Source organism: Kitasatospora sp. NPDC057542 (assembly GCF_042801945.1).
GTDB lineage: Bacteria > Actinomycetota > Actinomycetes > Streptomycetales > Streptomycetaceae > Kitasatospora.
The window spans coordinates 1-24,141 of sequence record NZ_JBHVFE010000044.1 but is presented as its reverse complement, the minus strand read 5'-3'; the positions used below and the strand labels follow the sequence as shown (position 1 = coordinate 24,141).

Below are 24,141 nucleotides of genomic sequence, written 5' to 3'. Positions count from 1 at the left end.
CCATGCCTTGGGCCTGCGACAACGCCACCCGGGGGCGGCCAGCGGCCGAGCCGGGCACCAGGGTGTGCCTGGCTACCAAGGCCCGGAGACAGGGGCCAAGTTCCCGACAGGTCTTGCATCTCTGCACGGCGAGCGCCGACCCTGGCGCCCATGACGGCGGACTTCGGGAAGATGACGCCGGGAGACGGCTACGTCTACCTGATGCGGCAGGTCGCCAGCGGCGACGACCTGCGCCCTCGCGACCGGGATCTGGCCGAGTACCAGAAGGCCGGTGGGGTGCCGCCCGGGCACTGGGTAGGCCGGGCCGCCGCCCTTCTCGGTGTCGCCGGCCAGGTAACGGAACCGCAGATGCGCGCCTTGTTCGGGGAGGGACTCCACCCGCGGGCGGACGAGATCACCGCCGAGCGGTTACGCGCCGGAGCGACCGTTCGTCAGGCGCAGCGGGCGGCGCGCCTGGGAGCCGCGTTCTACGGGTTCGGGCAGCAACCGACCGCCCTTGCCGTGGCGATCGAGGCGCAGACCAAGGACTGGGAGCAGCGCGCCGGGCGGCCGGCCACGGTGGACGAGCGCCGGGCGGTGCGCCGGCGAGTGGGCGCGCAGGCGTTCCGCGCCGAGTTCGAGCGCGAGCCCAGGGACGGTACCGAGCTGAACCGGTACATCACCCGCTCCACCCGTCCGCCGCGCCAGCCCGTGGCCGCGTTCCATCCGGTGTTCCGCCCGCCCAAGAGCGTCAGCCTGCTGTGGGCGCTGGGCGACGAGGCGGTCCGCATCGCTGTGGAGAGGGCCCACGAGGAGGCCATCGCGATCACCTTGACGTGGATCGAGGACAACGCGCTGGCCACCCGCACCGGCCCCGCAGGTGTCGCGCAGCACGACGTCACCGCGGGCATGGTGGCCGCGCGGTTCCGGCACTTCGACTCGCGGTGCGGCGATGCGCTCCTGCACGACCACGTGCTGATCGCCAATAAGGTGCAGGGCCCGGACGGGCGGTGGCGCACCATCGACGGCCGGCTGCTGCTGGCCCAGGCCGTCGCCGCGTCCGAGCTCTACGACGAGGAGGTCCTGCGGCGGGTGTGCACCGCTTTGGACCTTGCGGTGACCGAGCGCCCAAGTGCGGACGGGCGGCGCCCGGTGATGGAGATCGCCGGCATCGGCCAGGGGCTGATCGACGCAAGCTCCGTGAGAGCGGCGGCAGTGCGCGAGCAGATGCCTCGGCTGCTCGCCGCCTACCGCACCACACACGGCAAGGAACCCTCCCGGCGGGCCCGCCTTGCCATGATGCGCACTGCCACCCTTCAGACCCGCCCGGCCAAGAAGCAGGCCCGCCCGCTGGCGGTACTGCGCGAGAACTGGCAGCTGGGTGTGGCCGCGGTGTTCGGCCGCCCCCTGGTCGACAACCTGCTGGCGAACGCCCGCAAAGCGGCCCGGGACATGCGCCGGGACAAGGGCCCGCCCCGCTTGGACGTGGACGCGGCCGCCCGTGAGGTGGTGGCCACCGTGTCCCTGCACCGTGCCGTCTTCGGCAAGCGTCACCTGCTGGCCGAGGCCCGCCGCCATGTCACCCGCGCCACGATGGGCCGCGGCGGCGAGGGCTGGGCCGAGCAGATCTGCGAGCATGCCCTGGCCCGGTTGTGCCTGGATCTCACCCCGCCCGACATCAACCCGGCCTTCACCCCGCTGCAGCGCGCCGATGGCACCAGCGTCTACCGGCGCCGCGGCGCCGAGCTCTACACCACCCCGCAGATCCTCGCCGCCGAGGACCGCATCGTCGCCGCCGCCCGCCGCCACACCACCCCCGCCTGCCCGCCACGGACGTTCGAGCGCGCCGCCGCCCGCCACAAGGGCCCCCTCGACGCCGGACAGCGCGCCATGGCCAAGGCGTTCGCCACCTCCGAGCGGGCCCTGGTCGCCGCGATCGGACCGGCCGGCGCCGGCAAGACCACCGCCCTGCGCCTGGCCGCGAACGCCATCACCGCCGCCGGCCACGCCACGGTGGCGCTCGCCCCCTCCGCCCGCGCCGCCCACGTCATGGCCGAGGAACTCGGCCGCCCCGCCCACACCCTCCACTCGTGGCTACGCCGCCAGCGCCTCGCCGACGCCGGGAAACTCGTCCTGCCCCGCGCCGAGCGCCTGCGAAAAGGCGACGTGATCATCGTGGACGAGGCCGGCATGGCCGCCACCACCCAGCTCGCCGCCATCGTGCGCCGCGCAGAACGGGCCGGCGCGCACGTGCGCCTGATCGGCGACCCCGCGCAACTCGCCGCCGTCGAAGCCGGCGGCGCACTCGCTTTGTTGAAAAGCGAGGTCGGCGCCGTCCACCTCGCCACCGTCCACCGCTTCCGCCACCCCGAGGAGGCCGACGCCTCCCTCAAGCTGCGCGACGGCGACACCGGCGAGGCGTTCACCTGGTACCGGCAGCAGGGCCGCATCCAGGGCGGCACCACCGACTCGATGGCGGACACCGTCTTCACCGCCTGGCACACGGATCTCGCCGCCGGGCGCACGGCGCTGATGATGGCCCCCGACCGCGACCTGGTCGCCGCCCTCAACCGCCGCGCGCAGGCCTGGCGCATGGAACGCGGCCAACTCCTGGCACCCTCACGCTGGCGCCCGCGCCCCGTCAAGCTGCGCGACGGCCACAAGGCGCACGTTGGAGACCTGATCGTCACCCGCCGAAACCAGCGCCAACTCACCTGCCGCGCAGGGAAAGACTTCGTCAAGAACGGCGACGTGTGGACGATCGAGCGCTACACCCCCGCCGGCGACGCGATCGTGCGCCACACCCAGCACCGCGGCCGCCTCACCCTGCCCGCCGACTACCTCAAGGAGCACTGCGAGCTCGGCTACGCCTCCACCATCCACCGCGCCCAGGGCATGACCGTTACCCGCTCCCACGCCCTGCTCACCACCCGCACCTCCCGCGAGGCCGCCTACGTCGCCGCCACCCGCGGCCGCACCGGCAACCACCTCTACATCGCCCTCGAAACCGACCAGACCCTCGACCAGGCACTGACCCGCATCGCCACCTACTCCTCCTTCGCGCCCTCCGCCCGCCAGACCATCCGCGACGAACAGCAACGCGCCTGGGGCATCCGCCACCTGACCGCCGAGTACGCCGACGCAGCCGAGCGGGCCACCCGCCTGCGCTACGCCGCCGCCGCCCGCACCGCGCTCGGCAGCGCCGCCGAACCGCTGGTCGCCGACGACGCGTTCACCGCCATCGTCAACGCACTCGCACGCGCGGAGAAAGCTGGCTTCACCCCCGAACGGATCCTCGCCGCCGCCCACCGGGAAGGCACCCTGGCCGGCACCGACGTGCCCGGCGCGGTCCTGGCCTGGCGCATCGACCAACGCCTGCGCACCGCCCGCGCCGCCGAAGCCCAGGCCGACGCCGACCCCCACCCGAACACCCGCCTGCTGCGCACCCTGTCCGACGACCAGCTGGAGCGCATCGTCGCCCTCGCACAGGCGCACCGGGCCCGGGCCCTGGACGAACTGCACGCCGCCGACGCGCAGGCGGCCGCAGCCCCCAGGCCCGTCACCGCCAGCGGCCGCCGCCACCCGGCCTGGCCGCACCGCCCGTACGGCACGTTCACCTCCGGTCGGCTCGCCGAGCGGCTCCGCACGACGCGACGCGCCTGCCTGCGGGCCGCCGACGAAGGCGACCACCGGGCCGAACTCGCCGCCGTACAGGACCTGGTGCGCCTGCGCGCCGAGCAGGCGCTGCGCCGGGCGATGCCGTGGCGCGAGCGCTCCCGGGAGGACTACCAGCGCGCCCGGCCCGGCTCCCCAGCCACCGCGCCGGACCCCTGCGCCGCAGCCGCCGCCGACGCCGAGCGGGCCCGGATCCGCACCGAAACCGCCCGCGACGCCTGGCAGCGGGCCGAGGCCGTCACCGCCCGCGCAAACGCGGAGCGACACCTGCGCCGGCTGCTGCCCGACCGGCCGCCCACTGGTGGCGACGACGCGGATCTGCCCGACTGGCTCACCCCCGCCGCCGCCCTGGGCGACCCGCACACCCCCGAGAACTGGCGGCGCCACCTCACCGAGCGGCGCGACATCGTCGACCGCCACCTCGCCGCCCGCGGCGCCCAGCTCACCGCCGACATCCCCGCCTGGGCCGCGCCGCTCGGCCCCCTCCCACCCCCCGAGGCCGGCCGCGCACTGCGCACCCGGTGGGAGCGCACCGCCGCCCTCACCGACGCCTGGCGCACCCTCCACCAGATCCCCGACCACGTGCCAGGACTGGGCCCCAAACCCGACGCCGAGCAGCACGCCGCCGCCTGGAGCGCCCTCGAGGAGCGCATCCGCGCCCTGCACCACCGCGTCCGCACCGCCCACCAGCCCCACCCCCTGGCGCCGCCCGAGCAGCTCACCCGCCAGGCCCTCGAACAGCTCACCCAACTGCGACTGCTGCGAGGCCTCCACCCCCCACACCCCGCGGCGCAGCCCCACCCGGCGGCCACCGCCGCACCCGCCGTGGCCGCGCCGGCCGACCGCACGCCCTCCGCGCCGCTCCTGCTACCCCGCGCCGAACGCCTGGCCCAGGACGCCCTTGCCGCGACCCTCGCCGGACAGAGCGCCCCCGAGGAGTGGATCGAGCAGATCCCCACCCCCGACGAGGACGACACCGCCCAGCAGCACCTCTACCGGCGCCTGGTGGCCGCCGTCGCCGACTGGCGCCAGCGCCAGGCAGTCAGCGGCACCGACCCGCTCGGCCCGCCGCCCGAGAGCGACCGGGCCGCCGAATGGCAGCACCTGTCGAAGGCCCTGGACCTCTACCGCACCGCCCGCATCACCGACCGCCTACAGCTGCTGCGCGTGCGACGCGAAGCCGACCACGAACGCCTTCAGGCCGCCGCCGAGCAGGCCGCCCAAGCCGGTGCCGGCACTGCGTCCGGCCCGCCGCCACGCCGGGCACCCGGCCCCAAACCCTCCCGCCCGCGCCGCCACGGCGGCCGTCGCCGCCGGTAGGACACCCGCCCATCGGAGCCCGCCGAGCGGCGCCTGATCCCGCCAGATGGGAGGGGCCGGCCACCGCTCCCGCCCACCGGGACCAAGACGCTGCCGCGGTTGTCCCCGCCTCCGTCGCCCGCGCACGCTCACCTTCCCGACCCCATCCGATCCCCGCCACCGGAAAGAGAGGCAGCCCGTTGACCGCGCCATCGCCGCCGCCCGAGCCCGTGCAATACGCGCTCACCAGCGTCTACACCGACCCTCACCTCGGCGGGACGGACGGGCCCTCGATGCTCACCGCCGACCCGGCCGCCGCCGCGCACTTCTTCCTCGACACCGACCGCCTCGGGCACCTGGAGGTCATAGCACACGCCACCGCAGACGACGGCGCCCTGGTGCCGATCAGACCGGGCGACATCGTGCACCGGGCGCTCGCGGAACTGCCCCAGGACGACGCGCGCCGCGACACGCTGCGCACGGCGCAGGCCGACTGGCTCGAGGACCGCCTGTGGGACCGCCAGGACGAACCGCTCGGCGCCGCGCCCGGCGGCCCGGACTGGATCCGCGCCGGGACCGCCTGGGGCGCCGCGTTCACCGCGCTGCCCGGCGCCGACGTGCTCGCCGAGCTCGCCTCGCACTACCCGCAAGCCGAGGAGCCGCATGCCCCGCTGGTGATGGCAGCCCTGCGCACCGCCCGCGCCATCCGCCAGGCCGCCGGCCCCGTCAGCGAGGAGGACCGACAGCGGCTCGCCGCGAACTGGCGGATCCTGAACACCTCCCGGCCGGCGCGCGAGGAACCGGCGGCCCTCGCCGCTGCCACCTGGTACCTGGAGCGCCTGGCCGACCTCGACCCCATCACCGCGCAGCCCCCCGCCGACCTCACCGACGACCAGCGCGCCCGCTGGCGCAAGGGCGCCGTCGACCTGCAGCGTGACCTCCTCATCCTGGACCCGGCCCGCCCCCCGGTCCGGATCGAGGTATTCACCGCCCGCGTGCACACCGAACCTGCCGACCACGCGCCGGCCGGCACCGCCCACGCCGCGGAGACGGACCGCCGGCACCTCGACACCGCCCTCGCCGGGGCCCTGGACCACCTGCCGCTGGACGACGAGGTGCGCGAGAGAGTGAGGAATGCCGCCGCCGGAATCCTTCAGCCGCCCCAACCCCTGCCGCTGCCCGGCCAGCCCGTCGGCGACGCCGACGCCGCTCTCGACTGGCGCCGCCGGGTGCCCTCCGCGCAGCGGGCGGCCGAGGACACCGACGCCACCCTCACCCAGGCCTATACCTACGTCGCCCAGGTCCGCCGCGAGGCTGGCGAAGGCCGCTGGTCCTTCGCCGACCAGGGCAGCACCGCTCCCGCACACACGCTGGCCGCCGAGATCCGCGGGCGGCACGCCGTCCTCGGACGCCTGCTCGCCCTCGCCACCGCTGAACGCGCCGCCACCGCCCACGAGCCGCACCTGCACGACGTGGCGGGCGACGCCGCCCGGGCGGCCCGCGCCGAGGCCCAGGCCCTGGGCCTGCGCCCGATGGAGGTCCACTTCGCGGAGCAGGCCGCCTACACGGCGACCTTCGACGCCGCCCGCTCCCTTCTGGACGAGGCCCTCACCGAGCAGCGCGCCGCGGTGCGGGCCACCATTGCCGCGCACTACCCCCGACCCGACCACCGCCTCGTCAACCAGCTCGCCGCCGGCATCGACAACCAGGCCGTCGCCCGCGCGCAGAACGCCGTCGTCGTCCTGGGCCGTGAGCTGGACGACCTCCTCGCCCAGGACCGCAACCCGGCCATACGGGTGCGGCCCACCGCCGAGCAGATCACCCAGGCACGCTCCCGCTGCGACGCCGCCCGCCAACGCTTCAACGACATCGTCAACAAGGACAGACCCGCCACCGTGGCGGCACTGGGGGCCCTGCGCGCGGTGATGGATCTGCCCGCACCGCTCCCGCGCGACGACGGCGCCGACCGCCTGACCCGCCACCGCCGACAGCTCACCGAGCGTCTCACCGGCGCCCGCCCGGCCACCGCCACCACCGAGTCGGCCGTCGCCACCGCAGCACCAAGGCCGCGCCCGGCCCGGGACGTGCCCCGGCAGGAGACCCGTCCCGCCACCGTGAATCGAGGAGTGCGATGACCCGCCGTGAAGACTCCCAGCCCCCGCGGCGCGACTGGCTGGAGCGCGCCCTGTGCCGCGAACAGGACCCGGAGCTGTTCTTCCCCGTCGGCAACCGGGGCCCGGCCCTGCTGCAGATCGAGCAGGCCAAGGCGGTGTGCAAGCGCTGCCCGGTACGTGCCGAATGCCTGCTGTGGGCCCTGGCCACCAACCAGGAAGCCGGGGTGTGGGGAGGCGTCAGCGAGGACGAACTGCGCGCCATCCGCCGCCGCGCCGCCCGCCGCAAGACCAAGGACACCAAGGACACCAAGGACCTCGGCCGCCAGGGGCAGCGGCAGCACCAGCCCGCTCCCGTTCCCGCGCCCGCCGGGGCATAAGCCCGCGGTGGGACCGCACGGCAGATTTCAGTCGGCGCGGCTGTGACCTGGCGTCCACTGCACGCAAGGCGTCAGTTTGCCGAGGCTCACGTCCGAATCCCGTCGTAGCGGCGCCGGCGCCGTCGGAAATCTACGAGTTGCTTCCGAGGTTTGGGCTCGTTGATGTGGTATGGGGCGTTTTGATGAGTTGATCGGTCCGTTGCGGGCGAAGTTGGAGGCGGTGACACCGCATCTGAATGAGCGTCAGCGCCGATTGTTGTACGGGGCGGAGGCGCGACAGCTTGGGCATGGCGGGATCGCCGCGGTCGCTGCGGCGGCCGGCGTCTCCAAGGGCTGCGTCTCCCGCGGGCTGGCCGACCTGGAGAACGGTGCCGGACCTGACGGCCGGGTGCGCCGGGCAGGCGGGGGACGTCCGGCAGCGGCGGTGAAGGACCCGGGACTGCGCGCGGCGCTGCTGGCCCTGGTCGAGGACAGTACGCAGGGCGATCCGATAGGGCCGTTGACGTGGACGACGAAGTCGCTGCGGCATCTGACGGACGAACTCGTCGCCCAGGGCCGCACGGTGGGCCGGGACACCGTTGCCGCGCTGTTGAAGGAGGCCGGGTTCAGCCTGCGCGGCAACGCCCGGGTCCTGGCGGGCAGCTCCCACCCGGACCGCGACGCCCAGTTCCGCCACCTCAACGACAAGGTGAGGCAGTTCCTGGACACGGGGGATCCGGTGATCAGCGTCGACATCAAGCGGAAGGAGCAGATCGGGCTGTTCGCCCAGGCCGGGCGGGAATGGGCGCCGCCCGGCGCCCCAGTCAAGGTCCTCGATCACGACTTCCCCACCCAGGCAGTCGGCACCGCGATCCCATACGGCATCTACGACGTGGGGCACAACACCGGCTTCGTGGTGGTCGGCACCGACCACGACACCGCCGCATTCGCGGTCGCCGCCCTGCGCCGCTGGTGGAAGGAGGAGGGTCGGGCCGCCTACCCCGGCGCGCGGCGGCTGCTGATCACCGCAGACGGCGGCGGCTCCAACAGCTCCCGAGCCAAGGCATGGAAGGCCAACCTCGCCGTCCTCGCCACCGAGACCGGCCTGGAGATCAGCGTGTGCCACCTACCGCCCGGCGCATCCAAGTGGAATAAGGTCGAACACCGCCTGTTCTCGTTCATCTCGATGAACTGGCGCGCCCGTCCGCTGACCAGCTTCGAGGTCGCCCTCAGCCTGATCGCGGCCACCACCACGAGTGGCGGCCTGCGCGTGACCGCCCGGCTGGATGAGGGCGTCTACCCCACCGGCATCGAGATCGACGCCCAGCACGCCGCCGCGCTCACCATCGACCCCGATGAGTTCCATGGCGAGTGGAACTACACCATCCCACCCCAGGCCGGCGTCCCCGCTGTGCCGCTCCAGCCGCCCGGACGCCGGGCCCACCCCCGCCTTGCCCACACTTTCGACTCCGCCTTGGCCACCCACCCCGTGCTGACCGGCATGCCACGCGACGCCCTCGACCAACTCGTCGCCCAGGTACGCGAACTGGTCGACGCGCTGCCGCCGAAGCAGCGCCCCCGCCACCGAAAGCTCGTCGTCGAGAACATCGCCTGGGCCGCCGTCCTCGACCAGCGCGGACTACCCTGCTCGCTTATCGCCCACCTCTTCCGCATCGGCGAGAACCAGATGCGCGCCCTCCTTCAACAGGCCCGCCCCCTGCTTCAGCAGCACGGACACCACGCCGAGCCACTGCCCGTCCGCCTCGTCGACCCCTGCGAACTCGCCAGATACGTCATGCTTGCAACATCAACGACCAGTTGACACGACACGCGCCACTAATTAATCGACGGGCCCTCAGCGCACCGCCGCAGGCATTCATGGAATCGCGATATTCGTTGAAGAGTTCGAACGTCGCGGGCAAGGTCGCCGATGGGCGACTGCTCGTCGGCGTGACGCAGGCAGCCAGGTTCGAAAATCGCTCGGGTCCGGCGCGGCCTGCTGTGGCACAGCCTCTACCTCAAGGAGCTCACCCATCAACCCGCCGCCGAGTGGATGACCTACCGCCACCAGCGCTGGCCAGCCTCGTCCAACCCCCCACCTGCCCGTCGGCCAGAAGAGCGCGGCCGATCCCGACCACCCGGCCGTCAGCATCGGCACCCTGCGCAGAGCCCTTCCCCCGTGGGCTGACGCTGAGCGGCTTGCGACAAGACCGCATCCTCAACGAGGCGGCAGAGGGCGCCGATCCGCTCCGGCCGGTGCGCCCGTCCGGCAGAACCGAGCAGACCGCGATGCACCACGTCGCCGCCGCCCACGTCGAGCCCCGGGCCGGCACCGCGACCCCAGCCCCGCCCGGCCGGCGCTGTCCCGGACTTCTTCCACACAACCCATCCCGAGGCCGGACCGCCGACGGGCACCCCCACACCGCCACGCACAGATGCGTGTCCAGGGTGTGACAGGCCACGGACTCCGGGGTGGACCCGCCTTGTTCGCACCAAAGTGGTATTCCTTGGACACCAGGCAACGCCCGTACCCACCAAGCCGATTGCAGGGCGCCCGGCCCGGGCCGTCTTGCCACACCACCGGAGAACGCCGTGCCCAGCGACCCCTACCGGCACCTCTACGAGGACAGCGAGATCTTCGCGCTGGACCTCGTCCGTCGGGCCGCCGACCCGGCGGTCACCACCAACACCGAGCACGCGGTGCGTGACCTGGCACGCCGCCGCCCGACCCTGGCCGAGTACGACGCCGCGATCGCCCTCACCGCCGCCCTCGCCCGCCTGTCCTGCACGGCGCTGCGCGCGGCCTCCCTGCGACACCACCCGCTGACCGCCCGGCTCCTGGAGAACCAGCCGGCCCCGAGTATCGCGCACGCCCACGAGATCACCGACGTCCTCGACCGGCTGGACACCGACCTGCTCAGCACCGACGCCACCCGGCTCGGGCACTGCTTCATCGAACTCACCCGCCTCGCGCTGGCCGAGCAGATGCCCGGCGGCCGCCCCCTGCGCGAGAGCGCCGCCGAACCCCTCGGCTACGCCCTGGCCTGCGCGCCAGAGCCCGCCGACGCCCTGCTACCGCTCGTCGCCCGCGCCGCACAGCTCACGCTCGCCTGCCTGCATCACCTGCTCGACCTCGACCTCTCCATCGAGCCGGATAGCGACGCCGACACCGCGCGTACCACGGGCCCGGACGGCGGCGCACTGGAGCACATCCTGGACGGCTTCGAGCTATACAAGATCACGCAGCAGGGGGCCGGAGGCGACGCGCTGTAACAACCGCGGCCCCGGTCGCACAGAACAGATGACAATGAGTCAACTCACGGGCTGCACAAGGTGAGGCGCGACGTCCGCTTCCGAGCATCCGATGGCAGATTCAGTACCGCCGGGTAGCGTGATTGCCATCAGCACCCGCCGACGGGGGGAAGGATGTCATGGTGCTCAGCTGTCACACCGCTACGCACAACGCCGTGGGGACACCGGGGACCAGAAGGCCCCACCGTGGTCCGGACGTGCTGTGCGCACCCTCCCGGCCAAGCGCCGCGAACACACGGCCGTGCTGCCCGGAATCCGCAGCCGGCCGTGCCACCGCCAGCGCGAAGGGCCCGTGCAGCGGGCCGGCCCCACGGCCCCGGCCCGTCCCCGGTACCGACTGTCCGGATGCGCCCAGCCCGTTCCCGTTCACCTGAGCTGGGCAGCACCCCAATACCCTCCCGCCGCCCTGTCAGCACACCCTAAAACCACCCGCCCACGCCCCGCTGCCCACGCCTGTCCAGCAGGCCGGACGCCCGGGCCCCGCGGGGGCTCGACCATACCCATCAGGCCCGCCGCCGCGGGCCACACCCGAAGAGGACGCCGAGTTGAACACCACCACGGCCTACGTCAGCCGCCCCGCCCTCGTCCTCGGCGAGCACATCGTCGACGCCGACCGGGTCCGCGACGACATCCTCGCATGGAACCCCGACCACCCCAAGCTCGACGTCGCCCGCAAAGCGCTGACCAACCTCCCCGGAACCCGACGCTACCTACGCCCCTACGAGGAAATAGTTGCCGAGCGCAGTCCCACCCAGCGCAAAGACGACGTCTTCGACGCCATCCTCGAAGCCGCCCGGCAGGCCGCCCGGGCCGCCATGGACCACGCCGGCATCACCCCCGCCGACATCGACTGCATCATCACCACCAGCTCCACCGGCGACCGCATGCCCGGACTCGACATCCACCTGCAAAACACCCTCCCGCTGCGCGCCGACGTCCGGCGCCGTCCCATGACGCAGCTCGCGTGCGCGGGCGGAGCCCAGGCGCTGATCATGGCGGAGGAGCACCTGGCCCGGTACCCGGACGACAACGTGCTCGTCGTCGCAGGGGAGTTTCTGACCTCGCTGTACCAACAGTCGCTGCTGTCAATCGAGGACCTCATCTACAAGACGCTGTGGGGTGACCTGGTGGCAGCAACCGTCGTCTCCGCCCGCCCGCTCGGATTGGACGGCTGTCTGCGAATCGACCACACCCTCGAGTACCTGATCCCCCACACCACCGACCGCTACCGCAAGAAGACGGACGAGCGCGGCGACCACTTCTCCTCCACCCGGGCCTCCCTACGCTCGGTCACCGACCTGGCCCCGGCCCTGCTGAAGTGGCTCGACGAGAACACCGACGCCCCCCTGGACTTCGGGATCCTTCACCCGGGCGGGCCCGCGATCCTGGCCAAGCTCGCTACCGTCCTGGACGTCGACGAAGAGTTCACCAAGCACTCGCGCGACGTCCTCGCCGAGGAAGGCAACCTGGGCGGACCGACCATCTTCTCCGTCCTGGAACGTACCTACCGCACCCCTCCCGCCGACGGTGGGCGCGGCCTGGTCTTCGGCCTCGGCCCGGGAGTCGCACTGGGCGCGCTCCTGGTGACCTGGAACGACCCACAGGCCTGACCCCTCACCAGAGGACCGCCCGGGCCCCATCCCCTGGGCAGTTCAGTACCGGCGCCTGCGCCCACAGCGCCGCCGGAAGCACCCTCCCGCCGACGGGCCGCGGCACCGGGCACCAGGAGGTGCCGGCCGGACGGGGCCGGCGGACCAGGACCGGCGACGTGGGGGAGAGCGGCGCGAAACCGGCCCGTCCGTAGAGGCGAGCGAGCCGCTCATCAGCGGCCACCGCCACCAGGGCGACTTTGTTGTCATCGGCCCAGACGAGGACCGCGCACACCAGATCGCGGGTCGCCTGCCCGTCGCGCCCACCGGCCAGCGACCCCACCTCCGCCCACGGCCCGCGCAGAACCCTGACATCACGGCGTAGCCGCACACCCGCACAGGCCGCCCGGACGAGGGAGGCGAGCTGCCACAGCAGCAGAGCCGCGACCAGGAGCAGTACCGCGATCATCGCGCACCGGCCGCCATCGGGCCCCGCGACCGCGCCACCGATGACGGCCCCCACCAGCGCGGCCGGGGTGAGCACCGCCGCGAACGCGGCCACAGCGCAGGGCAGGAGCAGCACGCTCTGCAGGCGGTCCGCGTCCAGGACTGAGGCCGACGCAGCACGGCGTTGCCGGGCCCCACGACATCACCCGCCCCGCGCAGCGGTGGACGGCCGTCTCGATCAGCCAGAACGGGGCGAACAAGGCACGCAGCCACACAGGGCGGGCTGCGACGGGAGCGAAGGCCTACGCGAGGACGCCGGCGAGCTGCGGCAGGCGGCGCCACGGCGCGAGCAGGCCGTCCGGCATGCGGACCGCCGCGGTGGCACCCATCCGGTCGGCGCCGCGGCGGCAGGGGACCTCACCGCACGCCCGGGCCGGTGCGCGCGGTGGACCAGGTGGCCTGGGTGAGGCGGGCGGCCTGGGCGGAGGCGTGCTGCAGGTGTCCGCGGGCGGTGCCGATGACCATGCCGGGGGCGGCGGTGGGATCACCGACGGCTGCGTTGATCGCCGACGTCGCGGAGCGCACATGGTGCACAATGCTGGCCTCCACCAGCTGGCGGCCCCCGCCGTGGGCGATGCCGGGCTGCCCCTCCTGATACATCGCCCAGACCTGCTCGGGGGCGAGCGATCCGGGCCCGGCGGTGCCGCGCCGGTGGGCGTCCCACACCAGCAGCGCGGGGTCGACGGCGCCGCGGTGGGTGACTGCGTCCTGGAGGGCGGTGAACAGCTGCGCCCGGCCCGGCTGGGTGAAGTCCTCGGCGCGCAACCAGCGGCCCACCTGCTCCAGCTGGCCCGGGTCGCGCAGCAGCGACGACAGCACGGCGTCCTCGGTGAACGCCATCTCCGGGCGCGGGATGGTCTGCGGCGCCAGGACCGCGCCGACGGCCTCGACGCGCCCCATGGCTTGCTCCCAGCGGTCCTCCAGCTGCTGGAGGGCGCCGAGCATGGTGTTGATCTGCATCTCGGCGGCGGGCGCGCCCGGCACCCGCAGGGTGTTCTCCACACGCCAGGAGCCCTGGGCGACCTGCTGCTGAATGCTGGTCTGCAGGACCCGCTGGCCGAGCTGGGCGGCGTGTTCGGGGTGGGGGACCTGCTGAGTGGTGGTGAGGGCGTGGATCTGCTGCGCGACGGCCGGCCAGGCGGAGGCGGGGACTGTCCAACGCTCGTCGGCGGCTTTGTGCTGCAGCTGCTCGTAGAGCATCCGGGCCAGCACCTGCTGCCGTTCGGCGGGGGAGGCACGGATGGTGACGGCGGGGTGGGCGTACAGCTTCTCCTCGACCAGGGCCTTGTACATCTGCCCCAGCCACGGGTCCTGGAAGTCTGCGGCCTTGAGCCAGCCGGCCAGCCGCGCGCCTTCCTCGGGACGGGCCAGGACGGCGGCCAGCACCGCCTGTTCGGCGAACTGCCCCTGCGCACCGACGGTGCGCTCCAGGCTCGCTTGGGCCACCACACGCCCGTACTGGGTGGCGTTGGCGGCCTTGGGCACGCTGGCGGGCAGGCTCGTGACGTAGGCAGCGACCTGCCGCCAGTCGGCGGTGCTCGCCCAGCCGTCGGCGGTGGCCCGCGCGTGCAGGTTCTCCAGCACCAGACGGCCGAGTACCTGGACCCGTTGCTGGGGCGGCGCGGCGAGAACCGACGGATGGGCGTAGAGGTGGTGGTCCACCAGCACGCGGTAGATCTCCTGGCGCCACGGGTTCGCGAAGTCGGCGGCCCGCAGCCAGCCGCGCACCTCCAGCGCCCGGCGGGGATCCTGCAGGACCGAACCCAGCAGGGCCTCCTCGGAGTACGCCTCCGGGCCGCTCACTGAGGCTCCACCGGCCCCAGATCCTGTTGCGTGAAGACGGCCTGCTGGGACAGGGCCCAGCGCCGGGCCACCTCGTCCAGAGCCGCGACGGACGCCTCCTCCAGCGGCTCCCACCACGCCTCACCCGCGCGCCACCACCGGTCCACGAAGCGCACCGGCGCTCCCGGGAAGTCGCCCAACAGCACCGCGTCGCCCGCATCCATGTGCTGACGCATCGCCTCGATGCTGACCGGCCCGGAACGCAGCCGCTCCGCCCGGGCGGTGGCGAAGTCCGCCAAGGAGGACAGCTGCCCGTCGCTCAAGGCCATGGCGCCCGTCCCTTCCCGTCGTCGAATCCCGGCACCCGCAAGCCCGCCGAACAGCCGCGCGGGGCCGGGCTCTGCCCTGCCATGAAAGGCCCGCACGGGGCATACCGGGCAGCTGACAAGGCGTCCGATTCCGCCTGGAGGAAACCGTGGGCGGCGTATCCCGCCGGGCGGGAAGCGCTGCTCGGCGGGCTGCGCCAAGGGCCCGCGGCGGGGCACTGTGGCAAAGACCCGGCCCACCCGGACCGGCCACCCGGGACGGCGAGCTCCCCCATGACCGCTCGCCGTCCCGGCCCATCCGCAAGCCGGACCAGGAGGAGCCCCGTTGGAGCGCGACACGGTGAGCGACGAGGAGTGGGAGCGGGCGATGGGACGCAGGACCGAGGACGCCTTCGGCCACGACGACGACGGCTACGAGCGCCGGGCGGACTGACCCCACCGCGCCAGCTGGCACCAGGGAGAACGGCGGCACACCGATGACGTTGGACATCCATGGCGACACGGCCGGCTGGAACCCGCACGGCTGGTCGGCCGTCGAGGAAGCCGCCGTCCTGGATGAGGCGAACGAGTGGATGGCCACTTGTCACATCCAGCAGCAATTGGACCTGTCCAGGCTGCCCGAGACCGACCTCAGGGTCCTGCGCGACGCCGCGGTCACCGTGCACGGCTACGTTGAGACCGGCCCGGACCTCACCGGCGAGACCTGCTTCGGTGCGCTGATCGCCACCGGCGGGCGCTGGATCGGCCTGGAACTCATACCCGGCGAGAGCCACGACCTCGACGACCCGGCCAACGCCGACCTCGTCGCCTACGACGCCTTCGTCTACTCGGGCAGCACGCTGGCCGAGGTGTTCCTCAGCCCGTCCGGCTTCCGCTGGCTCGAGGGCTTCACCGTCGCCGGCACACCGCCCGACACCATCGGGTTCCTCAGCGCCGCCGTGCGCGGACAGCTCGCCGCCCTGCCCGCCCCCGTCACCCCGTAACCGGAAAAGGAGGACGCGCGGTGTACCCCGACTGGTGGACGGAACAGGACCGGTGGGCCGGCTCGCCGTGGTTGCGCATCCCGCAGGAGGAACGCGCCGTCGAGGAGGAGGATCCCATCGGCCGCCAGGTCGAGGAGGAGTTCACCAGCATCGGCCCGTCCTGGCAGGTGGGGCACACCCTCTACACCCTCGTCGACCACGACGCTGCGACCGGCACCCGCGCCCTGTACGCCCTGCGCTCCTCCGGCGCCCTGCACCGCCTGCTGGAAGGCGCCCACCCGGAACACCTCTACGGCGCCTGGCTGCTCCTCACCTCCCCGTCGGCCCCTGACGAACCGCTTGGGCAGCTCGCCTTCGAGTACCTCCTTGAGGAGAGCTACACCACGGCGGCACCCCTGGAGATCCTGGACACCATCGAGCGGCGCCGCTACCTCCAGGCCCGTGACCTCGACGCCTGGGGCCGTGAGCAGGGCATCGTCCCCACCTCCCCGGACCCGGACCCCGATATACCGGACAGCCTGCGCCTGGAGGCCCAAACCGCCCACGAGCGGGCCACCGTCGAGCGATGGCTGCACGCCCTGGAGGACGAACTCGACCTACCCACGATCCCCGAGCAACCCGACCCAAGGCCCGCCGACCCGGCGCTGGAGGACGCCTTCAACCTCCAGCCTCCCGCCGGGTGGACCCCCGAACCGCTCGCCACCGGGAACGACAACGACAACTGGCCGGACGCCGTGGCCACCGCGCCGCGTCCCCACAGCCACCGCGGCGACGACGATCTCACCCGGGCCCTCCTACGCGCAGAGTGGGCGATGTGGCAGGCAAACCAGCGCGCCTGTGCCGCATCCTTCGGCGCCAGCAGACTGCGCGTGGAGGCCTTGTTCGGTAGGGGACCGCAGTCCACGGCCCTGGAGCGGCACCGCCACCGGCTGGCCACCGCCGCCGGGTGGATGCGGCAGGCCCAGGACACCGACGCGAACCGCGCCCGGATCGCCCAGGACGCGGCCTGCTGCCGACAGGAGGCGGCCGCCTTCGACGCCCAGGCCCTGCGCCCCTGGTGGAGCGTCGTACTTCGCGGAGACTGGCCGCCCACCCACCGGGGCTGGTTGCACGAGTGCGCGGAGGCCGAACGGGTCCACGCCCAGGCTCTGGACACTCTGGCCGGGGAGTACGGCGAGGATGTGCTCCGCTACCTGGACGAAGCCCGCCGAGCAGCTCCCGAATCGCGGGACCCGCTCGGTGACGCGGACCTCCTCGAGGAGGCACTGCCCCGCCTGAAAGAGGAGGCGGTGGCGGCCGACTGCCTGACCGCGACGCAGCGCTCCGAAGCGCTCCGGCGAGAGGAACAGTCGGCACGGAGCCTGTGGCAGTGGCACTGGTACGCCGCCTGGCACATCCGGCAAGAGATACGGCAGCGCCGCCGCGCCGCCGGGCGCCGCCCGATGCCGTCGGTGGAGGACTTCGCGGGGCCGGTCGCGGAAGACCTGCGCTACTGCGAGCGGCCGCTGAGTCCCTGGCCGGGATCCGACACGCTGCCCGAAGACGGCGACCCGCAGTGACGGCCGACCGCATCCGCGCCCGACCAGGCGCAGACGGTGATGTGTCAGACGGCCGGAACCTCGAAGACCAGCTCGTCCATCGATCACTTCTCGGCGGTGCATCTGCAGCTTGTCGGCGACCCGCTCCAGCAGTTCCTGGGAGAGACGACGGACTTTGCCCCGTCCGAAGCTGCCGTAGTGGCGGCCCGGCACCCCGACATCTTGGCGAGCTTCTCCTGCGACACCTCGATGCACTCCCGACAGGGCATCAGCACCCTATGCAGGTTCTCGGCGGCGGTGACGGACAGGTCATTCACGGACATGATCGGCGGCCTCCTCGTGAGGGTGGCCCGCGCCGCCGGTACCCGTGGCAGCCTGGACATGCCTCACGCCTTGGCCGCGGTCAGTGTCGTACTACCGAGCGGATCACCTTGAACATGATCAAGCTCCGCGCGGCTGCATACTGCACGAGCGCACCATGACGATGGCCGAAACCTCGGCGGGTGAACACCTCGCGCCCGACCAACGCCCCCTGCAGCCTGCTCATGTGCCGTCGTCAGGAAGTAGCCGGTCCACCTGCGCGAGCTCCTCCGAGGACAGCCGTCCCAGCCGCATGCACAGGCGGCGCACCTGCGGGCTCCGCAGAGCATCGGCCAGGGCCAGGTGCTCCTCAGGCCCCCAGACGGAGCCCGGGAAGAAGAAGCCGGGGGAGACCTGGAAGTGGTCGGCCAGCGCCTTCAGGACCTTCATGCTCGGGTTGACGGTCCGGCCGGTGCGCAGCCGGTAGAGGGTGTTCTCGTCGACGAGCGAAGCACCGGCCCTGGCGGCTATCGCCGTGGCGACAGCGGCATCGGACGGAAGCCGTTTTCCGGGCGGGGTCGCGGCACGCCTTAGGGCCTCGATCCTCTCCGCCAGGCTCTGTTCGGGCTTACCGTCGTTGTGAGTCACAGCAGCTTTGCCTCCAAGTCAGGTCCCGGTGGGACCGTAAGGGCAGCAGCTCCGCTGGCACCCTGTCACTTCTAGTTACGGCCGACCGGTTTTTCTATGATCGCCACTTGCGTTCTCTGAATCTGTGCAGACTCCGGCTGCTTCCGGCAGTTCTGTCGCACACCCAGCACATGTAGCGGATGGGGCCGAAGCCACGGGTTCCACTTTGGGGGGGAGGCCAGGCTTATGTCCACGCCCATTTTCGCCACCGGTGCGCCTGATGTAAGGCTACTCTCTGTAGAGGATCCGTTTCGTGGACGGCCGCCGAGTACGCCTGTTCACCGTCGGTTCCACCACGCCCGTCCCGGTCCGCGCGGTGGCGCCTGTGAATCCTTCTACCCGGACGTCAATACCCGCCATGGCATGCGTCCGGAACCTGCCGGCCGCGCGTCTGGCATTAACCGCCCCACCGGCCACTCTTCCGGGGCCGGTTCACCTGCAGCGGCGCACCCGCAACCTTGCACGGACCCACCCCTACCGCCCACCATCAGCGTCGACTGGAACACCTGACCTGCGCACGCGAACTGCGGCAGCGCGCCGCCCGGCCTGCCTGGCGGTTCCGGCTGCACCTGGAATCGGCCAAGACCGGGCGCGCGGCCTGCTGCAAAGGCGGCGCACGCCCACCTGGGGCAGGCCGGCCTGGCCTCGCAGCGGATCGAGGACTGTGCCGCCGTTGTGGAGGCCCGCCTGGCCGAATCCTGGGCCGAGGCGCCTTGGCCGCCCCGACCCACCGGGCGACTGGGACCGCCTGCTCGAGGAGATGTCGACCCTGCGCCAGGACACGGTCGCAGCGGACCTGCTGGCCGCCCCCGGCCGAGCGGCCCGCCTCGCGCAGGAGGCGAGGTGCGACAGGACCGGGCCACCTGGGCCTGATGATGGCACGCGCTGGAGGACGAACTGGCGCTGCGCCATCACATAGGCGCCGGACCCGTCGTGGCGCCGCCGCTTTCCGCCCCCCCGATCCAGGACACAGTCCTGGGCTTCTACCAGCGCATCGAGAACCGGTCCGGGGGCGGGCCCTGAGCGGCCCCGGCACTGGCCGCTCAGACCGGAGATGGCGAGATCCACGTCGCCGGCACCGGATCACGGAGGCCGCAGCACGAGCGGGGCCGTGCGGCCCCTGCGGTGTGCAGGAGCTCAGCCGGTGGGCAGGACGTCGAGGAGCGAATGCATGCGTGCCTGCTCGTCATGGCTCATCTGCAGTACCTCGGCGACCCGTGTGAGCAGCACGGGGTTGGGCCGGCGCACCCGTCCGCGCTCGAGGTCGCCGTAGTGACGGCCCGACACTCCCACCTCGATGGCCACCCGCTCCTGCGAGACCTGGATGCGGCCGCGGCAGGTCACCAGCAAGTCGCGGAGTGCGTCGGACGTCGCTGGCGTGGTGGCGACGGGCATGGCAAAGCCTCCTTCGTGGGACACTACGGAGCCGCCCCTGCGGTACCGGGGATACCGGGCGGCCACGGATTGTGCGCGCCGGTGTGCGCTGGGCGGTGCACTCTGAACGAAATCAGACTTCAGCTGCTGGCGGTATTGCACGAGAGCACCATGTGCATGATGAAAACCTCGACCGGCGCACACCGGGGCGGGCCGTGCACGCCGGCGTGCGCCCCATGGTGGCGACGTGCTTGGACAGGGCTGAGCCGTCGGCTGCCGCTGTCGGAAAGCCGCCGCCCGGGCCTCCGGCTCGGGCGGCCACCTGTGCGGGCCTCAGGTCCGTCCGCCGGTCGGGGCTTGCGACGCAGCGGGGCAGGGACGTGAACTGCCGGTCCCGCGCGCTCAGGGCATCGGGCCGGCCTGCCCCTGCTGCCCGGCTGGGGGGGAGCCCTCTCAGCGGGGTTCGAGGAGCTGCAGGAACCCCGCGACCCGGTCGGGTCCCGTGTCGGCCAGTTGCAGGACGAGATACCGGATCCCGGGCCGGTCCGTCGCGGCCGCCATGCGCCGGTACTTGCCCGGATTGTGCGTGGCGATCTCGGCGTCGGAGGGGGCGGCTCCCAGCGGGTGTCCAGGCCCGCCGCAGGCTCTGGATCCCTGGGCCAGGGTGACCTCGGTCCTGTCCTTGGTGGTTACGGCCGCGTGCCCCTCGAAGATCGCTTGAGCCTCGGTGGAAGCGGTGGCGCCTGCCGCTGTCCCGTCAGCGGGGCCGCCTATCGTGTGGTCAACGTTCAACCACTTTTCCACAGCCACGACCGCGGTTCCCTGGATATGTTCAGACGTTCCGCCCGGTTCCGGACCGGACACGCGGTACACGGCGTCCCGGGGCGGGACGCCCCATTCCTTGGGGGAGGGGGCAGGGTTGCCCACGCTTCGATTCGCGACCGGTCTGCCGCATGGACTGCGCTTTGCAGAGGAAGCCGGCAAGAGCGACGCCGATCGGCCGTTGCGCGGGGTTCACCCGCTGTCCCCGGACAACGCGGTTGACGACGGGCAGGTCCGCCACCACCTGGTCGTCGTGCGAGGATGCGACCCAAGACTGGGCGAACGCGACCGCCTGAACCGGCTCCTGGCCCGCCTCACCGCAGCGGGCGCCGCGGCACTGGCCGTCGCCCTGCCCCCGGGGACGGAGACGGAACCTTTCGTCCGCGCGGTGGCACGCCGCCACGGGATGCCGTTGCTGACCGTCGGAGACGATCCCGCCGCCTGGTTCCATCTGCACAGCGCCATTGTCGACGAATACCACGCCCGGACACTCCGCACCGCCACCCTCCACCGCCAGCTCCTGGAACAGATCCACCATCTCGGCGGGCCGGAAGGCATCCAGCGTCTGGTCACCTGGCTCGCGAGCTTCGCCGGCGCCCAGGTTGCCGTGGTACCTCCCCTGGGGTCGACCTGCACCGTCGCGCCCGCCGGCGCAGGACTCCTGCTCGACCCCGCCCGCGAGAAGGTCGCCCAACTCTCCAGCGCAGGCCAAGGATGGGCCTCTCTCGAGCTTGCCGACCTGGATCCGCCTCCCGGCGCCGCCGACCTTCAAATCCGACTGTTCAGGATCGGGGCCGACCGGCCCGCCCCAGTGCTTGCCGTCGGCGCCCCCGCCTTCAGCCCCGACACCAACACCGCCATCGCACGGACCCTGGACCTCCTGGCGGTGCAGACCGCCGCCGAGAGCGCCGCCCGAGGGCACGAACGCCTCAGACGCGCCGAGGAATCAGTGAGGCAAGCGATCCTGCAACTACTGATGACCGGCAACGTGACCGAGGCCCAACGCACCGCCCGCTGCCTCATGCCAGGGATCCTCGACGTCGACGAATGCCGGGTGTTCATCCTCAAATCCCGTCGGACCGAGCACGCCAGTGTCATCCAGGACTGTCTGGAGGCCGTAGGGAACACCACCATCGTCAGCGCGTGCCCGGCCTTCTCCGACCAGGTGGTCGTCATCGCCCCGGGCCCCGGCACCGAATGCGAGGCCATGGACGGCCTCACCGCCGTCGTACGCGCCGCACCGCATCGCTACCTCGGCGCCAGCACCACGCGTCAGCTCATCGACACCGCCCAGGCCTACGGCGACGCCGGCCGGGCCCTGGTCGTAGCCCAGCGAACACCCACCCGTATCCACCAATACACGGCCGACGTCCAGCTCGCCCACATCCTCGACGAGCGCGCCGACACTTGGGCGCGTGCCCGCCTGGCCCCGCTGCTGGGCCTGTCCGAAAGCCGCCGCGAGCACCTCCTCGCCACGTTGCGCCTGGGCCTGGACTTCACCCCGGCGGCGGCCGCCAGAATCCTGGGGACGCACCGCAACACGGTTGCCCGCCGTCTGAGCGCGGCCGCTGGCCTGCTGGAGGCCGACTTGCAGGACATCACCCAGCGCGCCGTGCTCGGCCTCGCGCTCGAACTCAGAACGCGTGCGGAGCGTGCACCCGTCCTGCATGAGCCGACCGGCATCGCACAGGTGCTGGACACGGACGAAGTCCGCTGCTGGGCCCGCGAGTTCCTCGGGCCGCTGAACAGGGGGCGACGCCATCTGATCGACACGCTCGCGGCCTGGATCGGGGCCAATACCCATGTTGAGGCCACCGCCGCGGCGCTCGACTTGAATCCGGCCACGGTCCGTTCGCACCTGCGGCACGCCGAGAACCTGATTCAGCGTCGTCTGGTCACCGGGTCATCAGCCGACGCGGACGAGGACCCGGATCTCCCCGGCGCCCACGATGTCGTCCTGGCGCTGGCGGTTCTCCCCGAGACGCCCGTCCGGCTCTGACCGGTGTCTGCTGGGCTGCATCACCACTGTCCAACGTTTGCGCACCAGACCACTGATCCTTGGCCCGGACCGCCCAGGCCCGCGGCACCACCGCGCCAGGGCCTCGGCTCATTGCCCGTCATTGCCCGCCCTCCCGGGCTGCGGCAGCCCGTGCCCGGCCAGGCGCTGGCGAACATCCGGCCGAACACCACCGCGACAAGGTCGCGTTCGCGAACTTCACCCAGGGCCGCCGCGGTGTCGAACGCAGCTGCCCTGAACGCCGCCGGCGAAGCGTTCACGACGGCACTGCGCTTCCTCGACCCAAGGCTGTCCGACGACCCAGGGCCCACGGCCGTCTACGTCGACCCGATCGGCGCGGCCGAACAGGCCTACCTCGTGCTGCACGACCAGCAGGCGGGTGCGCTCGTCGTGGAGAACCCCCGCCGACTGCCCCAGCAGCCCTACCCCCGACGAGGCAGTCCTGATGGCCACCAGCGGCACCGTCTTCGTCGCCCTCCCCGACGGCCGGGTCGACCTCCTGCCGCTGGATCCGCGTGACACCTACAGGGACGAGACGACCTGGGGCTACTCGGGCACAGGCCCGCACACGTTCGCCAAGTCGCTGGCGTACGCGCTGCTGGCGCACCCCGACCCCGACCGCCCGCTGGAGCTGGCGGAGCGGCCCCCCGGCCTCCGGCGGCGCCTCGAGGACTTCGCCACCGCTATGCCCCGGACGCCGCTGCACGTCGACCTGACGCATCGCGAGCGACTCCGAGGCCGGTGCCCCCTCAGGGCCACCGGCCTCGGAACGGTCGGCCAACGACAAGGTCCTACCAATGACGGATCGTCAACGACACTCCTCCCACACGCGCTACGCTGCTCATGGCAAAGAGTGGATTCACTCCAGTCCAATTCGGCATACCAGCTGATGGGGGGCCAGAAGATGGCACGTAACCCGAACCCGACGGCCGCGATCGAGGCGGCCCGGCTGATCGCACTGGCCCGTCAGGGCAGCGACAACCTGAGCCAGAGCGCCCTGGCCGAGGAACTGGGCATCACGCAGGCCGCCCTCAGCAAGTACGAGACCGGGCAACGCGAGCCGTCCGCCGCCGACCTGCAGCGCATCATCGCCCACACCGACTACCGCCTGGAACTCTTCCTGCGCCACGAACCGCGCACCCCGGGCATCGCGGAACGCCTCACCCTCCCCGACCCCACCCCGTTCGCCGTCTCCAGCCTCCACCTGGCCCGGCGCCTGCCCGCGCAACTGGCCCCCCGCACCGGCCTGCTGCCCGCCTCACCCGGCGACGGCCCGCGCCTGGACGAGGCACTCCTACACCTGTACGAGCTCCGCCACCTCCTGCAGGACGCGCTGCGCCCGGAGGCACGGCTGCAACGGACCTATGAGCAGTTCCACCACGAACGCGACCGCGACCTCATCCATCTGACGCTCCCGATCGGTGCCGGGGCCTCCCAGGCACTGGCGGTGCTGGCCCGTGCGATCGACCACGGCGCCGCGC

15 protein-coding genes and 1 pseudogene are annotated in these 24,141 nt (G+C 72.6%); 10 read left to right on the top strand and 6 right to left on the bottom strand.

Translation table 11 applies throughout. From position 1 onward, the window contains the following. Positions 1–150: 150 nt before the first annotated feature. The 6 genes and pseudogenes from mobF to ACFU7Y_RS08665 all read left to right on the top strand — a co-directional run bounded on the left by mobF (position 151) and on the right by ACFU7Y_RS08665 (position 12,345). A complete protein-coding gene (mobF, locus tag ACFU7Y_RS08690) occupies positions 151–4,974 on the top strand; it encodes a MobF family relaxase (RefSeq protein ID WP_380766983.1) in 4,824 nt (1,607 codons plus the stop codon). A gap of 179 nt (positions 4,975–5,153) precedes the next feature. Next, positions 5,154–7,088 carry a hypothetical protein gene (locus ACFU7Y_RS08685; RefSeq protein WP_380766981.1) on the top strand — a complete coding sequence of 645 codons (1,935 nt, stop codon included), beginning with the start codon at positions 5,154–5,156 and terminating at the stop codon, positions 7,086–7,088. Then, positions 7,085–7,363, top strand: a pseudogene (locus tag ACFU7Y_RS08680) (WhiB family transcriptional regulator); the annotation flags it as partial. The gene ACFU7Y_RS08685 and the pseudogene ACFU7Y_RS08680, both read left to right, overlap by 4 nt. Positions 7,364–7,613: 250 nt before the next feature. Continuing rightward, on the top strand, positions 7,614–9,245 hold the full coding sequence (locus tag ACFU7Y_RS08675; RefSeq protein WP_380766979.1) for an ISAzo13 family transposase: 1,632 nt from the start codon (positions 7,614–7,616) through the stop codon (positions 9,243–9,245). A 770-nt stretch (positions 9,246–10,015) separates the two neighbouring features. Further along, on the top strand, positions 10,016–10,696 hold the full coding sequence (locus ACFU7Y_RS08670) for a hypothetical protein (RefSeq protein WP_380766977.1): 681 nt from the start codon (positions 10,016–10,018) through the stop codon (positions 10,694–10,696). A 584-nt stretch (positions 10,697–11,280) separates the two neighbouring features. Continuing rightward, positions 11,281–12,345, top strand: a complete 1,065-nt coding sequence (locus ACFU7Y_RS08665; protein WP_380766975.1) for a PhlD — start codon at positions 11,281–11,283, stop codon at positions 12,343–12,345. Between the two features lie 4 nt (positions 12,346–12,349). Here ACFU7Y_RS08665 and ACFU7Y_RS08660 read toward each other — a convergent pair whose 3' ends face one another. The 3 genes from ACFU7Y_RS08660 to ACFU7Y_RS08650 all read right to left on the bottom strand — a co-directional run bounded on the left by ACFU7Y_RS08660 (position 12,350) and on the right by ACFU7Y_RS08650 (position 14,942). After that, positions 12,350–12,907: a hypothetical protein gene (locus ACFU7Y_RS08660; RefSeq protein WP_380766973.1), complete on the bottom strand. Its 558-nt coding sequence runs from the start codon at positions 12,905–12,907 to the stop codon at positions 12,350–12,352. Between the two features lie 281 nt (positions 12,908–13,188). Further along, positions 13,189–14,634, bottom strand: coding sequence for a DnaB-like helicase N-terminal domain-containing protein (locus tag ACFU7Y_RS08655; RefSeq protein WP_380766971.1), 1,446 nt, complete (start codon positions 14,632–14,634; stop codon positions 13,189–13,191). Then, positions 14,631–14,942 carry a hypothetical protein gene (locus tag ACFU7Y_RS08650; protein WP_380766969.1) on the bottom strand — a complete coding sequence of 104 codons (312 nt, stop codon included), beginning with the start codon at positions 14,940–14,942 and terminating at the stop codon, positions 14,631–14,633. The genes ACFU7Y_RS08655 and ACFU7Y_RS08650 overlap by 4 nt, the downstream gene beginning before the upstream one ends. Before the next feature lie 473 nt (positions 14,943–15,415). Between ACFU7Y_RS08650 and ACFU7Y_RS08645 the strand changes: the two genes are divergently transcribed. Then, positions 15,416–15,922: a hypothetical protein gene (locus tag ACFU7Y_RS08645; RefSeq protein ID WP_380766967.1), complete on the top strand. Its 507-nt coding sequence runs from the start codon at positions 15,416–15,418 to the stop codon at positions 15,920–15,922. A gap of 20 nt (positions 15,923–15,942) precedes the next feature. Next, on the top strand, positions 15,943–17,481 hold the full coding sequence (locus ACFU7Y_RS08640) for a hypothetical protein (RefSeq protein WP_380766965.1): 1,539 nt from the start codon (positions 15,943–15,945) through the stop codon (positions 17,479–17,481). 522 nt (positions 17,482–18,003) lie between these two features. Here ACFU7Y_RS08640 and ACFU7Y_RS08635 read toward each other — a convergent pair. From ACFU7Y_RS08635 to ACFU7Y_RS08625, 3 genes are all read right to left on the bottom strand, one after another. Beyond that, the gene (locus ACFU7Y_RS08635) at positions 18,004–18,408 is read right to left on the bottom strand and encodes a helix-turn-helix domain-containing protein (protein WP_380766963.1); all 405 of its coding nucleotides are present in this window, start codon (positions 18,406–18,408) and stop codon (positions 18,004–18,006) included. A 1,176-nt stretch (positions 18,409–19,584) separates the two neighbouring features. Then, on the bottom strand, positions 19,585–19,842 hold the full coding sequence (locus ACFU7Y_RS08630; protein WP_380766962.1) for a helix-turn-helix transcriptional regulator: 258 nt from the start codon (positions 19,840–19,842) through the stop codon (positions 19,585–19,587). 432 nt (positions 19,843–20,274) lie between these two features. Continuing rightward, positions 20,275–20,631: a hypothetical protein gene (locus tag ACFU7Y_RS08625; RefSeq protein ID WP_380766960.1), complete on the bottom strand. Its 357-nt coding sequence runs from the start codon at positions 20,629–20,631 to the stop codon at positions 20,275–20,277. Between the two features lie 109 nt (positions 20,632–20,740). On the opposite strand from ACFU7Y_RS08625, the gene ACFU7Y_RS08620 reads away from it, so the two are divergent. Together ACFU7Y_RS08620 and ACFU7Y_RS08615 are read left to right on the top strand one after the other, a co-directional pair. Continuing rightward, a complete protein-coding gene (locus ACFU7Y_RS08620) occupies positions 20,741–22,642 on the top strand; it encodes a helix-turn-helix domain-containing protein (protein ID WP_380766958.1) in 1,902 nt (633 codons plus the stop codon). Between the two features lie 922 nt (positions 22,643–23,564). After that, a partial coding sequence (locus ACFU7Y_RS08615; RefSeq protein WP_380766956.1) for a helix-turn-helix domain-containing protein occupies positions 23,565–24,141 on the top strand: 577 nt, incomplete at its 3' end.

What these genes read in the sequence shown, in the direction of transcription:
- ACFU7Y_RS08650 (WP_380766969.1), bottom strand. Translation starts at nt 14,942, where the DNA reads ATGGCCTTGAGCGACGGGCAGCTGTCCTCCTTGGCGGACTTCGCCACC.
- ACFU7Y_RS08675 (WP_380766979.1), top strand. Translation starts at nt 7,614, where the DNA reads ATGGGGCGTTTTGATGAGTTGATCGGTCCGTTGCGGGCGAAGTTGGAG.
- ACFU7Y_RS08630 (WP_380766962.1), bottom strand. Translation starts at nt 19,842, where the DNA reads ATGCCCGTCGCCACCACGCCAGCGACGTCCGACGCACTCCGCGACTTG.
- mobF (WP_380766983.1), top strand. Translation starts at nt 151, where the DNA reads ATGACGGCGGACTTCGGGAAGATGACGCCGGGAGACGGCTACGTCTAC.
- ACFU7Y_RS08645 (WP_380766967.1), top strand. Translation starts at nt 15,416, where the DNA reads ATGACGTTGGACATCCATGGCGACACGGCCGGCTGGAACCCGCACGGC.